Genomic DNA, 13,747 nt, shown 5'->3' with positions numbered 1-13,747 from the left:
CACACCCGCTGCCGCCACTGCGCGTGGGCTGGTAGTTGTTGAAAAGAGACAGCGGTTCACCGTGCGGAACCGGGCCCTTTCCATGCCCACAACCGGGTGTCGCTTCAGCGCCGGCGGTCGAGCTTGACCTGCCGGTTCACGTCCTTGTAGAGCAGGTAGCGGAACGGCTTGGGGCCGCCCGCGTAGCAGGCCTGCGGGCAGAACGCGCGGAGCCACATGAAGTCGCCCTCCTGGACCTCGACCCAGTCGCCGTTAAGGCGGTAGACCGCCTTGCCCTCGAGCACGTAGAGGCCGTGCTCCATGATGTGCGTCTCCGCGAACGGGATCGACCCGCCCGGCTGGAACGTCACGATGTTGACGTGCATGTCGTGCGCGAGGTCGTCGGGGTCGACGAAGCGCGTCGTCACCCAGACGCCGTCGGTGTCCGGCATCGCGCGCGGCTCGACGTCCTGCTCGCGCGTGACGAACGACGTCGCGGTGTGGCCCGGGATCGGCTCGTAGACCTTGCGGATCCACTGGAACGCGGCCTTGGCGTCCGATCGGTTGTGCAGCGCCCACCGCTCCCCCGCCGCCAGGTAGGCGTACCCGCCGGGCTCGAGCACATGCTCGACCCCGGCGAGCGTGAGCACGAGCGTGCCCTCGGTGACGAAGACGACGGACTGCACCGTCTCCTCGTCCTCGCCCTGGTCCGACCCGCCGCCGGGCGAGACCTCCATGACGTACTGCGCGAACGTCGTCGCGAACCCCTCGATCGGCCGGGCGAGCACCCACAGCCGGGTCTTGTCCCAGCCCGGCAGGTTGCTCGTGACGATGTCGCGCAGCACGCCGCGCGGGATCACCGTGTAGGCCTCGGTGACGATCGCGCGGTCGGTGAGCAGCTCGGTCTGGCCGGGCAGGCCACCCTGCGGGGTGTAGTAGGGGGTGGTCTGGGTCATGGGGTCACTCCTCGAGATGATGGCCCGGGCCGACGACGGTCGGTCGCGGCGGGCTGGACAGGGCGGGGCGGACGGAAGGTGCGGTGGGCGAGGTCAGCCCGCGACGGGCTGCGGGGCGTGCCCCGAGACGCGGACGGCGTCGAGCCCGGCGCGGTCGAGACCGGTCGCGGCGCGGACCTCGGCCTCGGTGAGCGCGCCGCAGTCGACGCCGCGCCCGAGGAACCAGGCCATCGCCTTGGCCGTGGCGGGCTCGTCGAGCACGCCGCCGGCGTCGGGCACGAACCCGACGTACGCGGCGAGGCGCGCGAGCGCCGAGGCCGCGCCCTCGCGGTAGAACGCGTAGGTCGCGGCGAACCGGCTCGGGAGCTGCGTCGGGTGCAGGTCCCAGCCCTGGTAGTAGCCGCGCTCGAGCGACCGGCGCACGAGCCGCCCGTGCAGGCGCCACGCCGCGTCGACGGCCTGCGGGTCACCGACCGGGAGCACGTTCGTCGAGCCGTCCGAGAGGCGCACTCCCGTGCCCGCGACCGCGAGCTGCATGACCGACTTCGCGTGGTCGGCCGCGGGGTGCTCCATCGACTGGTACGCCGCCGCGATGCCGAGCGACGCCGAGTAGTCGTACGTGCCGTAGTGCAGCGCGGTGACGCGCCCGGGTGCGGCGTGCACGAGCCGCGCCACGGTCGCCGTGCCGTCCGCCGCGAGCAGCGCCTGCGGCGTCTCGACCTGCACCTCGAACCGCAGGCTGCCCGGCCCCAGGCCGTTCGCCTGCTCGACGCGCTCGCACGCGACCGCCATCGCCTCGACCTGCTGCGGCGCCGTGACCTTGGCGAGCGTGACGACGAAGCCGTCGGGCAGGCCCGTCTGGCCCTGGGCGACGTGGGCCGCGACGAGCTCCGCGACGAACAGCGCGAGGGTGCGTACCCCGCGCCGGCGCGTCGCGGCCTCGAGGCACTTGATGCGGATCCCGCTGAACGGCGTCGCCGTGCCCTGCGCCTCGGCACGAGCGAGCTCGCGCGCGGCCGCCGCGACCGCGGCGTCCTCGGCCGCGTCGCCACGGTCGCCGAACCCGTCCTCGAAGTCGATCCGCAGGTCCTCGATCGCCTCGAAGGCGAGCTTGGCACGCACGCGCTCGGCCACGGCGTCCGCAAGGTCGCCGCCCTCCCCCGCGCCGATACCCAGCAGGTCGATCAGCCGGCGGACGCCGCCCGAGGCGTCGACCGCCTCGCGCGCCCGCGCCGCCCACTCGGGGACGAGGCCCGCGGTGTACCGGTCGCCCGGCACGTAGACGGTGTGCACGGGCTGGCGCGAGCCGTCGTCGCCCGGGTACCGCGACTCGAGCTCCGCGTCCCACGGCGCGAGCAGACCGTCGAGCGTCGCGTGCAGCGCGGCGACCCCCTGCTCGCTGAAAGCCCGCCCCGATGCCGAGCCCGATCCCTCCGGGAACCCCGCCGGCATCAGGAGGCGTCCTGCTCGTGCGCGACGACGTCCTCGTACGCCGGGAGCGTGAGGAAGTCGACGTAGTGCTCGTTGAGCGCGATGTCCTCCACGAGCGCGGCGGCCCGGTCGTACGGGCCGGCGTCGTACGCCTCGTGCCCGACGTCGTCACGCAGCCGCGCGGTCTCCTCGCGCAGGAGCGTGCGGACCAGGTCGGCGGTGATCGTCGTGCCGGCGCCGTCGCCCGCGGTGAACGACGCGCCCGAGCGCACCCACTGCCACACCTGCGACCGCGAGATCTCCGCGGTCGCGGCGTCCTCCATGAGGTTGTGGATCGCGACCGCGCCGTTGCCCGCGAGCCACGCCGCGACGTACGCGACGGACACGTAGAGGTTGTTGCGCAGCCCGGCCTCGGTGACGTCGCCCTGCGCCGACGACACGTCGAGGAGCTGGTCGGCCGTGACGCGGACGTCGGGGCGCTGCCGGTCGAGCTGGTTGGGCCGGTCGCCGAGCACGCCGTCGAACACCTCGCGGCACACGGGAACGAGGTCCGGGTGCGCGACCCACGAGCCGTCGAACCCGTCGCCGGCCTCGCGCTGCTTGTCGGCGCGCACCTTGTCGAACGCCTGGGCCGTGACCTCGGGCTCGCGGCGGTTCGGGATGACCGCGGCCATGCCGCCCATCGCGAACGCCCCGCGCTGGTGGCACGTCTGCACGAGCAGCTCGGTGTACGCGCGCATGAAGGGCGCCGTCATGGTGATGGCGCCACGGTCGGGCAGCGTGAACGACGGGCCCGAGTCGCGGAAGTACTTGATGACGGAGAACAGGTAGTCCCAGCGGCCCGCGTTGAGCCCCGACGCGTGGTCGCGGAGCTCGTAGAGGATCTCGTCCATCTCGAACGCGGCCGGGATGGTCTCGATGAGGACCGTGGCGCGGATCGTCCCGTGCGGGATCCCGAGCGCCTCCTGCGCGAACGTGAAGACCTCGTCCCACAGGCGCGCCTCGAGGTGCGACTCCATCTTGGGCAGGTAGTAGTACGGCCCGGAGCCGCGCGCGAGGAGCTCCGCGGCGTTGTGGAAGAAGTGCAGGCCGAAGTCGACGAGCGCACCCACGGCAGGCTTCCCGTCCACCGTCAGGTGCACCTCGTCGAAGTGCCACCCGCGCGGTCGCACGACCATGACGGCGAGCGGGTCGCCGTCGGCCTCGGGGCGCAGCGCGTACTGCTTGCCCTCCGGCGAGGTGAACGCGAGCGTGCGGCGCGTCGCGTCGTGCAGGGCGACCTGGCCCCCGACGACGTTGGCCCAGTGCGGCGTCGACGCGTCCTCGAGGTCCGCGAGCCAGACCTTCGCGCCCGAGTTGAGCGCGTTGATCGCCATCTTGGGCGTCGGCGGGCCGGTGATCTCGACGCGGCGGTCCTGGAGGTCGGCGGGCGCGCCGGCGACCGTCCAGTCCCCCGCGCGCACGTCGGCGGTCTCGGGCAGGAAGTCGAGGCGACCGGTGCGGGAGACCTCCTCGCGCCGTGCGGCGCGAGCGGCGAGCAGCTCGTCGCGGCGCGCGCCGAACCGGCGCTGGAGCGCGGCGACGAAGTCGAGCGCGTCCGGGGTGAGGATCTCGTCGGACCGCTCGACGGCGGGTCCGTGGACGGCGACGGCCGTGGTGGTGGTCATGGTGTGTCCTTTCTGCGGGGCGGCCGGGCTGACGACGGTGCGTCAGGACCGGGGCGCCGACCCGACGTGGTGGCCCGACGTGGTGCTCCCCTGAGCCTGCTCCGCACGGCCCCGCTCCGCGACCTCGGCGACGGCGCGCGCGACGGCCTTGGAGACCGCGGGCTCGAACACGCTCGGCACGATGTAGCTCGCGCTGAGCTCCTCGGGCGCGACGGCGTCCGCGATCGCGACGGCCGCGGCGCGCAGCATCTCGTCGGTGATCTCGCTCGCACCGACGTCCAGCAGGCCGCGGAACAGCCCCGGGAAGGCGAGCACGTTGTTGATCTGGTTCGGGTAGTCGCTGCGGCCCGTCGCGACGACGGTCGCGTGCTGCGCCGCGGCGATGGGGTCGACCTCGGGCGTCGGGTTCGCGAGCGCAAAGACGATCGCGTCGTCGGCCATCGTCGCGACGTCGGCGCCCGTGAGGATGTTGGGACCGGAGACACCGATGAAGACGTCGGCACCGGCGAGGCCCTCGCGGAGCGTGCCGGTGAAGCCGTCGGCGTTGGTCGTCTCGGCGAGGCGACGGCGGTGATCGTCCGTGAGGTTCGCGCCCGGGTGGATCGCGCCGTGGCGGTCGAACGCGACGATGCGGCGAGCACCCTGGCCCTGGAGCAGGGAGATGATCGCGTTGCCCGCCGCGCCCACGCCGGAGACGACGATGCGCACGTCCTCGATCGTCTTGCCGACGACGCGCAGCGCGTTCGTCAGCGCCGCGAGCACGACGATCGCCGTGCCGTGCTGGTCGTCGTGGAACACGGGGATGTCGAGCTCCTCGCGCAGCCGGCGCTCGATCTCGAAGCAGCGCGGCGCCGAGATGTCCTCGAGGTTGATCCCGCCGTACACGGGGGCGATCGCCTTGACCGTGCGGATGATCTCCTCGGTGTCGGTCGTGTCGAGGCACACCGGCCAGGCGTCGACACCCGCGAACTGCTTGAACAGCGCGGCCTTGCCCTCCATGACGGGGAGCGCGGCGGCCGGGCCGATGTCGCCCAGGCCGAGGACGGCGGTGCCGTCGGTCACGACCGCGACCGTGTTGCGCTTGACCGTCAGGCGGCGCGCGTCCTCGGGGCGCTCGGCGATGGCGAGGCACACGCGCGCCACACCGGGCGTGTAGGCGCGGGCGAGGTCGGCGCGGTGGCGCAGCGGCACCTTGGGGTTGACCTCGAGCTTGCCGCCGAGGTGCATGAGGAACGTCGCGTCGCTCACGTGCCGCACGGTGATGCCGTCGAGCGCGCTCAGCGCGTCGCGGATGTGCTCCACGTGCGCGGCGTCGACGGTGTCCGCCGTGACGTCGACGACGAGGCGGTCCGCGCCTGACTCCGAGACGTCGACGCCCGTGATCGCGGCGCCGGTCGCGCTCACCGCGGCGACGAGATCGCTCGCGGTACGGTGCCCGCTCGGGGCCTCGACACGCAGCGTGATGGAGTAGCTCGGGCTGGTCGCGGCGGCCTTCGCCGTCGGGGCCTGCGTCTCCGGGGCCTTCGTCTCGGACGTCATGTTCGTTCCTTCTTCTCGTATGCTGAGGCGTGTCTTCCGTGATGCGGAAGGGAGCGCGGGACCGTCCCGCGCTGCTCAGGCGAGGCGCGCACCCGTCGGGCGGCACCAGGTGGACAGGAGATCGTGAGATGGCCGAGTTCTCGACGGCGACGGAGCCGACGGAGCCGACGGAGACCCAGCCGGGCACGCGGCCGGCGAAGCCCGCCGGGGGCGTGCAGTCCGTGGACCGGGCGATCGAGCTGCTCGAGCTGCTCGCCGACTTCGGGGGCGAGTCCGGGCTCAGCGAGCTCGCGCAGCACGCCGGGCTGCCCCTGCCGACGATCCACCGGCTGCTGCGGACGCTGCTCGCCCAGGGCTACGTGCGCCAGACGCCGTCGCGGCGCTACACGCTCGGCCCTCGGCTCATCCGCCTCGGCGAGTCGGCGGGGCGCCAGCTCGGCGCCGGCGCCCGCCCCTACCTCGAGCGCCTCGCGCACGACCTCGGGGAGTCGGCGAACCTCGCGATGATCGACCGCGACATGGCCGTCTACGTCGCCCAGGCCTCGTCGAGCCACTCGATGCGGATGTTCACCGAGGTCGGCCGGCGCGTGTACACGCACTGCACGGGCGTCGGCAAGGCCGTGCTCGCGCAGCTCCCCGACCAGACGGTGCGCGAGATCATGGGCCGGGTCGGCATGCCGCCCGCGACCGACCAGTCGATCACCGACGTCGACGCGCTCCTCACGGAGCTCGCGGCGACGCGCGAGCGCGGGTACGCGATCGACGACGGCGAGCAGGAGCTCGGCGTGCGCTGCTTCGCCGTCGCGGTGCCCGACGCCCCGACCCCCACCGCCCTGTCCGTCTCGGGCCCCGCGGCCCGTGTGACGTACGAGTTCGGGGAGCGTGCCGTGCCGGTGCTGCACCGCGTCGCGAGCGAGCTCACGCGCGAGCTCATCACGGCGGCGCCCTGAGGCGGTGCCGGGGTGCGACGTCGCGGGCGCGCCCTGCCGGACCGCGGGTGCTCCGCGGTCGGGCAGTGCGCGTCCGTCCGTCACGGTCGGCTCAGCAGAACCCGGTGACGGTCGCCCAGGCGCGCGGCTCGGCCGGCTCGCCCTCGCGCTGGACCGTGGCCTCGATGAGGCCGTACGGGCGGTCGGCCGCGTAGAAGACCTCGTTCGGGTTGTCGAGGCCGAACGGCGCGAGGTCCACGAGGAAGTGGTGCTTGTTCGGCATCGAGAACTTGATCTCGGCGATCTGGGGGACCGCCTCGAGGACGGCCTTGCCCATCGCGAACAGCGTCTGCTGCAGCGCGAGCGAGTGGGTCGTCGCGAACGCCTCGAGCTGGATCGCGCGGACCTTCGCGTACACGGCGTCGAAGTCGACGTCCGTCGTCGTGTAGCGCCACCGCGAGGTGACGGACGTCGCGAGGATGCGGTCGTTCGTCTCCACGAGCGTCGTGTAGCGGTCGCGCGGGAACCCGTGGAACTCCGAGCCCGTCGACTTGAGCACGACGAGGTCCGTGAGGCCTGAGACGACGAAGACCTCGTCGCCGTCGCGCTGGACGACCGTCGTGCGCGTCTCCTGGTTGTTCCGGACGAACGCGTGGTCGTGCTCACCGTCCGCCGTCTCGATGCGGTTCCAGGTGTACTGCTCGATCTCCCAGCGGCCGCCCTCGATCCACTCGAAGTCCTCGACGAAGTGCTGACCGAGGCGGATCGCGAAGTCCTCGATCGCGCCGACGCCGTCGCGGGCGAACGCGTAGATCGTGTTCTTCTGGGTGTCGGTGGCGACGCACTTGGAGTTGTCGCCCTCCAGGTGCGTGGCCTCCTGCCCGCCCCGCAGCTGCGAGGAGACGTCGAGGTCCGTGATCTCGTGGCGAGGCGTGGCGCGGTCGACGCGCACGAGGCGCACCTCCGCCTTGCCCCACTGGTTGTCGCCCAGGACGATGGCCCCGCTGCTCTGCGTGGCCGCCGGCTGCTCGGCGGTCGTCGTGGTGGTGCTCATGTCAGCTCCCTCGATAGGTCGAGTAGGCGAACGGGCTGAGCAGGACGGGGACGTGGTAGTGCTGCTCAGCGCTCGCCACCCGGAAGACGATGACGACCTCCGGGTAGAAGGACACGGTGTCTCGCCGGTCGAAGTACTCGCCCGTGTCGAACACGAGCCGGTACGTACCGGGGACGAGGGTCTCGGGCCCGAGCTGGGGCACGCGACCGTCGTCGTTCGTGCGGGAGGACGCCACCAGGGACCAGCCCTGCCCCGTCGTCCTGTCCGCGATCTCCGGAGCCGCCTCCAGGCGGACGGCGATCCCCTCGGCGGGCCTACCGCTGGCCGCGTCGAGTACGTGCGTGGTGATGTGGCTGGCGTGGGTGCTCATGAGATCAGCATCCCCTTCAGCCGCAGCGCGGCGATCTCGCGCAGGTTGCGGGCGGCGTTCGCCCGCTCGGTGTCGGCGTCGTTGCCGAGCCGCTCGGTGAGCTGCTCGAGGATCTCCTCGGCGCTGCGACCGGCGGCCCGGATGAGGAACACGTGCCCGAACCGCTCCTCGTACGCGCGGTTGCCCTCGACCAGCCGGCGCTGGACGTCGCCGTCGGAGGTGTCGACGCCCGACTGCTCGGACCGCGACATGCTCGCGTCCGCGGCGTCCCCCTGCGCGCGCTCCCCGATCCGCGGGTGGCGGGACAGTGCCGCGTCGACCTCGGCGTCCGTCCAGGGGTCGGCCGCGGCGAGGGCGGCGTCGGCCGCGTCCTCGACGCTCGCGTACGGACGTCCGGCGGCGACCGCGTCGGCCCACCGCCCGACGTGCGCGCACGCGAGCAGCGCCTCGCGCGCCTCCTCAGGCGACAACCGGTTGAACTCGTCCAGCGTCATCGCTGCGTGTCCCTCTCGACGTCCGGCCGGTCGGCGGGGTCCGACATGGCCTGGCCATTGATTCCACATCTCGGAAGTTTGTTTCCGTCTTATGAATGTACGTCGCGGCCGCCGCTCATGTCAACCACGGTCCCCCGCGGCGGGCCCCAGCGCACGTCCCGAGGCCGCGCACCACGGGACCGCCCGCCCCCGCAGTGCGCCCCAGGAGGACCGCGCGTCCCCGGGAACGACGAAGGGCCCGGCAGCGGTGCTGCCGGGCCCTTCGGTGTCGTCCTCTGCGCGTTCGCGTCCATCGAGGCTCAGGGCGCGCCGAGGCCCGCCCTGAACTCGTCCTCGAGGATGCTCATGACGGTCGCGTCCGCCCACCCGTCGCCGTCGCGGTAGACGTCGCGCAGCCGGCCCTCCTCGCGGAAGCCCAGCGACTCGTAGAGCATCCGTGCCCGCGGGTTGATGCTCAGCACGTCGAGGCTCACGCGGTGCAGGTGCGGCCCCGCGTGCCGGACCCCCTCGACGTCGGTCGCGCCCTCGAACGCGAACCGCAGGACCTCGAAGATCGCCTCACGACCGTAGCCGCGGCCCCGGTAGTTCGGGAGCAGCGCGAGGCGCAGGTTCGCCGAGCGCGCGTCCTCGTCGAGGTCGTTGAGCACGATCTCGCCGATCAGCTCGTCGCTCACCAGCTGACCGTCGCGCACCGCGCCCGCGGTGATGGCCCAGTCGTACCGCCCCTCGCGGTCGCTGATCGTCGCCGACCACTCGTCGATCTGGTCGCGTGTGAAGGTCGCCGTCGTGCCCGTGAGCCGGTTCGACTCCGGGTCCTGCAGCGACTCCCACATGCGGTCGGCGTCCCGCGCCTCGATCGGCCGCAGGCGCACCATCTCCCCGAGCAGGACCGGTCCGCGCGTCACGGCGTCAGCCGATCCGCTCGAGGATGAGCTCGCGCACGCGACCGGCGTCCGCCTGGCCGCGCGTCGCCTTCATGACGGCCCCGATGATCGCGCCGACCGGGCCGAGGTTTCCGCCCCGGACCTTCTCGACGACGTCCGGCTGCGCGGCCAGCGCCTCGTCGATCGCGGCGAGCAGCGCGCCGTCGTCCGACACGACCTCGAGCCCACGGGCGGTGACGACGGACTCCGGGTCGCCCTCGCCAGCGAGCACGCCGTCGAGGACCTGGCGCGCGAGCTTGTCGTTGATCCTGCCCGCGTCGACGAGCCCCTGGAGCGCCGCGATCTGGGCGGGCGTCACCGGCAGCTCCTCGAGAGTGACCTCGTCCTGCTTGGCGCGACGCGCGAGCTCGCCCATCCACCACTTGCGCGCGCCGGCCGGGCTCGTCCCGGCCGCGACGGTCGTCTCGATGAGGTCGATCGCGCCCGCGTTGACGACGTCGCGCATCTCCGCGTCCGCGTAGCCCCACTCGCCCTGGAGCCGACGGCGGCGTGCGACCGGGAGCTCCGGGAGCCCGGCACGGATCTCCTCGATCCACTCGCGCGGCGGCGCGATCGGCACCAGGTCCGGCTCCGGGAAGTACCGGTAGTCCTCGGCGTCGGACTTCACGCGCCCCGATGTCGTGACGCCGGTGTCCTCGTGCCAGTGCCGCGTCTCCTGGATCACGGTGCCGCCCGCGTCGAGCACGGCGGCCTGGCGCGAGACCTCGTACCGGACGGCCCGCTCGACGGAGCGGAAGGAGTTGACGTTCTTCGTCTCCGTCCGGGTGCCGAGCGGCGACTCGGGCGTCGGACGCAGGGAGAGGTTCACGTCGGCGCGGACGTTGCCGCGCTCCATGCGGGCCTCCGACACGTCGAGCGCACGGAAGATGTCACGCAGCGTCTGGACGTAGGCGCGCGCGACCTCGGGGGCGCGGTCGCCCGCGCCGGTGATGGGCCGCGTGACGATCTCCACCAGCGGGATGCCGGCCCGGTTGTAGTCGACGAGCGAGTACTCCGCGCCGTGGATGCGACCGGTCGCGCCACCCACGTGGGTGTTCTTTCCGGCGTCCTCCTCCATGTGCGCGCGCTCGATCTCGACGCGGAACACGGTCCCGTCCTCGAGCTCGACGTCGATCCACCCGTCGTACGCGATGGGCTCGTCGTACTGCGACGTCTGGAAGTTCTTCGGGACGTCCGGGTAGAAGTAGTTCTTGCGCGCGAACCGGCAGGTCTCGGCGATCTGGCAGTTGAGCGCGAGGCCGATGCGGATCGCGTACTCGACGGCCTTGCCGTTGACGACCGGCAGCGCGCCCGGGAGCCCGAGCGACACCGGGGTCACCTGGGTGTTCGGCTCCGCCCCGAAGCTCACCTCGGCCGGGCAGAACATCTTGGTCAGCGTGCCGAGCTCGACGTGCACCTCGATCCCGATGACGGGGTCGTAGCGGCGCGTGGCGTCGGCGTAGTCGACGAGGTCGACGGTCGTGGCGGTCATCCGACCTGGCCTTCCTTCTCGATGGTGGCCGTGGGCAGCGCCGGCGCGCGGTCGAGGAGCGGCCCGCCCCACGCGCTGAGCAGCGCGGACTCGAGCGCGGCGCCCACCCGGTACATGCGGTCGTCGGCCTTGGCCGGCGCGAGGACCTGGAACCCGACGGGCAGGCCGTCGTCCGACAGGCCCGCCGGGACCGACATGCCCGGGACGCCGGCGAGGTTCGCGGGGATCGTCGCGACGTCGTTGAGGTACATCGCCAGTGGGTCGTCGAGCTTCTCGCCGAACCGGAACGCCGTGGTCGGCGCCGTCGGGGAGACCAGGACGTCCGCGTGCTCGAAGGCCGCGGCGAAGTCGCGCTGGATGAGCGTGCGGACCTTCTGCGCGCTCCCGTAGTAGGCGTCGTAGTAGCCCGCCGACAGGGCGTACGTGCCCAGGATGATGCGGCGCTTCACCTCGTCGCCGAAGCCGGCACCGCGCGTCGCAGCCATGACACGCTCCGCGGTCACGGGGCCCTCCTCGGGCTCGACGCGCAGACCGAAGCGCATACCGTCGAACTTCGCGAGGTTGCTCGACGCCTCCGACGGCATGATGAGGTAGTACGCGCCGAGCGCGTACTCGAAGTGCGGGCAGGAGACCTCGACGATCTCCGCGCCGAGCCCGCGCAGCAGGTCGAGCGACTGCGCGAACCGCGCGCTCACACCCTCCTGGTAGCCCTCTCCGGTGAGCTCCTTGACCACGCCGACGCGCACGCCCGACATGTCGCCCGTGGCTCCCTGGACCGCCGCGTCGACGAGCGCCGGCACGCGGCCGGGGATCGACGTCGAGTCGCGCGGGTCGTAGCCCCCGATGAGCTCGTGCAGCAGCGCGGAGTCGAGCACGGTACGGGTCACGGGGCCCGCCTGGTCGAGGGAGGACGCCATCGCGATGAGGCCGTAGCGCGAGACCCCGCCGTAGGTCGGCTTCACGCCGACGGTCCCGGTGACGGCACCGGGCTGGCGGATCGAGCCGCCCGTGTCCGTGCCGATCGCGAGCGGCGCCTCGAACGCGGCCACCGCGGCCGCCGAACCGCCGCCCGACCCACCCGGGATGCGGTCGAGGTCCCACGGGTTGCGCGTGTTGCCGAACGCCGAGTGCTCGGTCGACGAGCCCATGGCGAACTCGTCCATGTTCGTCTTGCCGAGGATCGGCAGCCCCGCAGCGCGGATCTTCTCGACGAGCGTGGCGTCGTAGGGCGGGATCCAGCCGTCGAGGATCTTGGAGCCGGCGGTCGTCGGCATGCCCTGGGTCACGACGACGTCCTTGACGGCGATCGGGACGCCGGCCAGCGGGTGCAGCTCCTCGCCCGCGACGCGTCGCTCGTCGACCGAGCGCGCCGTCGCCAGTGCCTCCTCGGCGTTCACGTGCAGGAACGCGTTCACGGCACCGTCGACGGCGGCGATCCGGTCCAGGTGCGCCTGGGTCGCGTCGACGCTCGAGAAGTCACGTGCGGTCAGCCCCTCCGCCAGCTCGGCGGCGGACAGTCGGGTCAGGTCCTCGCTCATCTCACTCCTCCCCGAGGATCTGCGGGACGGCGAAGCGCCCGTCCTCGGCCGACGGCGCCGCGGCGAGGACGTCCTCGACCGGCAGCGGCGGCTCGGGGATGTCGTCCCGGAAGACGTTGGTCATCGGGAGCGGGTGGCTCGTCGCAGGGACGTCGGGCGTCGCGACCTCGCTGACCTTGGCGATGGCGTCGACGATCACGTCGAGCTCACCAGAGAGCCGGTCCAGCTCCTCGGGTCGCAGATCGATGCGGGCCAGCGCGGCGACGCGCGCGACCTCGTCACGGGAGATGGTGGACATGGTCGCCATTCTAGTGGGGACCGACGCCGTGCCCACCGCGCCGCCGACCCGCTCGGCCCGCGAGAGCGACAGAGCTTTGTGCCGCCCAAGAGAGAGCCCGGCCGCACGAGAGAGAACCGTGGTCGCACGAGTGAACCGTGGTCGCACGAGTGAACCGTGGTCGCACGAGAGAGCCGTGGTTCGGCGAGGCGGGCGTGGTCGCGTTTCAGACCCGCGGGGTCGGGTCCGCGGCGCGGGTGACCTCGGTGCTCGGGGCTGCGGCGCCGTCACACCCTGGCCTGTCGGCCGTGGGTTCTAGGAGCGCCGCTCTGACGCCCCTTCGCATCCGAGCCCACCCCCGCCGCTCAGCCGTCCGCCCACCATCGTCGAGGAAGGCGCCGACCCGGCGGTCCCACACGACCAGGCGACCATGGCTCGTCAGGCATCCCCACCCCACCGAAACCACCTGCTCGGCAAGACGTCACCACCACGAGAGCGGGGCGCGACGGCGACACGCTCGGCAACTCACGACATGTGGCGCAGCGCTGCGGAGGGCGGTGGGCAGCAACGAGCGGCGACCGGATGCGGCAGCGCGAACTCCTCTCGCGAAGCCGACGACGCGGACGGTCGCCCAGGCGGGCGACAGTGACGCGACCCATCACCCAACTGCCGCGGCGCGGAGCAGCAGCGCGAAGGTGCCGTGCCGGCACAGCCCGACACCGCGGGCAGTCGCCCCGGGTGCGCCACGACCAGGGCGAGACACCGTAGGGCGGGTTGGTTGTGCCGCGTCGTGGCGGGCCTGGCGGGAGCCGCGAGGAACGAGCGGCGGATGGCAGCCGCGGCACTACCACCCACCCCGCCCACCCAGGGCGACCACACGCCGTGGGGAATGACCAGGGTTCTACCTCGCGCGACCCCGGTTCTACCTCGCGCGACCCCGGTTCTACCTCGCGTGGCCAGGGCTCTGTCTCGGCCGACCAGGAGGTCTGCGAGAGGGCTGAAAAGGGTATGCAGAAATGCCGAAGGCCCACCCCGTGTGGGGTGGGCCTTCGGTGAAGGGTTGTCCGGCGGCGTCCTACTCTCCCACCCCGTCTCCAG

At 72.6% G+C, this 13,747-nt stretch carries 12 protein-coding genes; 1 reads left to right on the top strand and 11 read right to left on the bottom strand.

Annotated elements, in window-relative coordinates; genetic code table 11:
* Positions 1–104 precede the first annotated feature (104 nt).
* The 4 genes from ACFWH7_RS18795 to ACFWH7_RS18780 all read right to left on the bottom strand — a co-directional run bounded on the left by ACFWH7_RS18795 (position 105) and on the right by ACFWH7_RS18780 (position 5,572).
* Positions 105–935, bottom strand: coding sequence for a bifunctional allantoicase/(S)-ureidoglycine aminohydrolase (locus ACFWH7_RS18795; RefSeq protein ID WP_021481128.1), 831 nt, complete (start codon positions 933–935; stop codon positions 105–107).
* 93 nt (positions 936–1,028) lie between these two features.
* Positions 1,029–2,387: a DUF6986 family protein gene (locus ACFWH7_RS18790; RefSeq protein WP_378218816.1), complete on the bottom strand. Its 1,359-nt coding sequence runs from the start codon at positions 2,385–2,387 to the stop codon at positions 1,029–1,031.
* Positions 2,387–4,033 carry a malate synthase A gene (aceB, locus tag ACFWH7_RS18785; protein WP_378218814.1) on the bottom strand — a complete coding sequence of 549 codons (1,647 nt, stop codon included), beginning with the start codon at positions 4,031–4,033 and terminating at the stop codon, positions 2,387–2,389. Before aceB ends, ACFWH7_RS18790 begins: the two co-directional genes overlap by 1 nt.
* Before the next feature lie 42 nt (positions 4,034–4,075).
* The gene (locus tag ACFWH7_RS18780; RefSeq protein ID WP_378218812.1) at positions 4,076–5,572 is read right to left on the bottom strand and encodes an NAD-dependent malic enzyme; all 1,497 of its coding nucleotides are present in this window, start codon (positions 5,570–5,572) and stop codon (positions 4,076–4,078) included.
* 128 nt (positions 5,573–5,700) lie between these two features.
* On the opposite strand from ACFWH7_RS18780, the gene ACFWH7_RS18775 reads away from it, so the two are divergent.
* Positions 5,701–6,522, top strand: a complete 822-nt coding sequence (locus tag ACFWH7_RS18775; RefSeq protein WP_378218810.1) for an IclR family transcriptional regulator — start codon at positions 5,701–5,703, stop codon at positions 6,520–6,522.
* A 91-nt stretch (positions 6,523–6,613) separates the two neighbouring features.
* Here the strand turns inward: ACFWH7_RS18775 and pucL are convergent, their stop codons facing one another.
* From pucL to gatC, 7 genes are all read right to left on the bottom strand, one after another.
* Entirely contained in the window at positions 6,614–7,555 is a 942-nt protein-coding gene (pucL, locus tag ACFWH7_RS18770; RefSeq protein ID WP_378218808.1) for a factor-independent urate hydroxylase, read from the bottom strand.
* A gap of 1 nt (position 7,556) precedes the next feature.
* Entirely contained in the window at positions 7,557–7,925 is a 369-nt protein-coding gene (gene uraH, locus ACFWH7_RS18765; protein ID WP_253050656.1) for a hydroxyisourate hydrolase, read from the bottom strand.
* Positions 7,922–8,419, bottom strand: coding sequence for a 2-oxo-4-hydroxy-4-carboxy-5-ureidoimidazoline decarboxylase (gene uraD / locus ACFWH7_RS18760; RefSeq protein ID WP_378218805.1), 498 nt, complete (start codon positions 8,417–8,419; stop codon positions 7,922–7,924). The genes uraH and uraD overlap by 4 nt, the downstream gene beginning before the upstream one ends.
* Positions 8,420–8,718: 299 nt before the next feature.
* Complete coding sequence (locus tag ACFWH7_RS18755; RefSeq protein ID WP_378218803.1) at positions 8,719–9,324, bottom strand: GNAT family N-acetyltransferase; 606 nt, start codon at positions 9,322–9,324, stop codon at positions 8,719–8,721.
* Positions 9,325–9,328: 4 nt separating this feature from the next.
* Positions 9,329–10,834 carry an Asp-tRNA(Asn)/Glu-tRNA(Gln) amidotransferase subunit GatB gene (gatB, locus tag ACFWH7_RS18750; RefSeq protein ID WP_378218801.1) on the bottom strand — a complete coding sequence of 502 codons (1,506 nt, stop codon included), beginning with the start codon at positions 10,832–10,834 and terminating at the stop codon, positions 9,329–9,331.
* Complete coding sequence (gene gatA, locus ACFWH7_RS18745) at positions 10,831–12,372, bottom strand: Asp-tRNA(Asn)/Glu-tRNA(Gln) amidotransferase subunit GatA (RefSeq protein WP_378218799.1); 1,542 nt, start codon at positions 12,370–12,372, stop codon at positions 10,831–10,833. Before gatA ends, gatB begins: the two co-directional genes overlap by 4 nt.
* 1 nt (position 12,373) lies before the next feature.
* Positions 12,374–12,670 carry an Asp-tRNA(Asn)/Glu-tRNA(Gln) amidotransferase subunit GatC gene (gene gatC / locus ACFWH7_RS18740; protein WP_047232578.1) on the bottom strand — a complete coding sequence of 99 codons (297 nt, stop codon included), beginning with the start codon at positions 12,668–12,670 and terminating at the stop codon, positions 12,374–12,376.
* Positions 12,671–13,747: the final 1,077 nt, after the last annotated feature.

The sequence above is a fragment of the Cellulosimicrobium cellulans genome (genome assembly GCF_042723955.1).
Taxonomy (GTDB): domain Bacteria; phylum Actinomycetota; class Actinomycetes; order Actinomycetales; family Cellulomonadaceae; genus Cellulosimicrobium; species Cellulosimicrobium cellulans_H.
This window is presented reverse-complemented; position numbering and strand designations above follow the sequence as displayed.

Excerpts from the sequence above, each read along its gene's own strand:
- ACFWH7_RS18795 (WP_021481128.1), bottom strand. The coding sequence starts at position 935 with ATGACCCAGACCACCCCCTACTACACCCCGCAGGGTGGCCTGCCCGGC.
- ACFWH7_RS18790 (WP_378218816.1), bottom strand. The coding sequence starts at position 2,387 with ATGCCGGCGGGGTTCCCGGAGGGATCGGGCTCGGCATCGGGGCGGGCT.
- aceB (WP_378218814.1), bottom strand. The coding sequence starts at position 4,033 with ATGACCACCACCACGGCCGTCGCCGTCCACGGACCCGCCGTCGAGCGG.
- ACFWH7_RS18780 (WP_378218812.1), bottom strand. The coding sequence starts at position 5,572 with ATGACGTCCGAGACGAAGGCCCCGGAGACGCAGGCCCCGACGGCGAAG.
- ACFWH7_RS18775 (WP_378218810.1), top strand. The coding sequence starts at position 5,701 with ATGGCCGAGTTCTCGACGGCGACGGAGCCGACGGAGCCGACGGAGACC.
- pucL (WP_378218808.1), bottom strand. The coding sequence starts at position 7,555 with ATGAGCACCACCACGACGACCGCCGAGCAGCCGGCGGCCACGCAGAGC.
- uraH (WP_253050656.1), bottom strand. The coding sequence starts at position 7,925 with ATGAGCACCCACGCCAGCCACATCACCACGCACGTACTCGACGCGGCC.
- uraD (WP_378218805.1), bottom strand. The coding sequence starts at position 8,419 with ATGACGCTGGACGAGTTCAACCGGTTGTCGCCTGAGGAGGCGCGCGAG.
- gatB (WP_378218801.1), bottom strand. The coding sequence starts at position 10,834 with ATGACCGCCACGACCGTCGACCTCGTCGACTACGCCGACGCCACGCGC.
- gatA (WP_378218799.1), bottom strand. The coding sequence starts at position 12,372 with ATGAGCGAGGACCTGACCCGACTGTCCGCCGCCGAGCTGGCGGAGGGG.
- gatC (WP_047232578.1), bottom strand. The coding sequence starts at position 12,670 with ATGTCCACCATCTCCCGTGACGAGGTCGCGCGCGTCGCCGCGCTGGCC.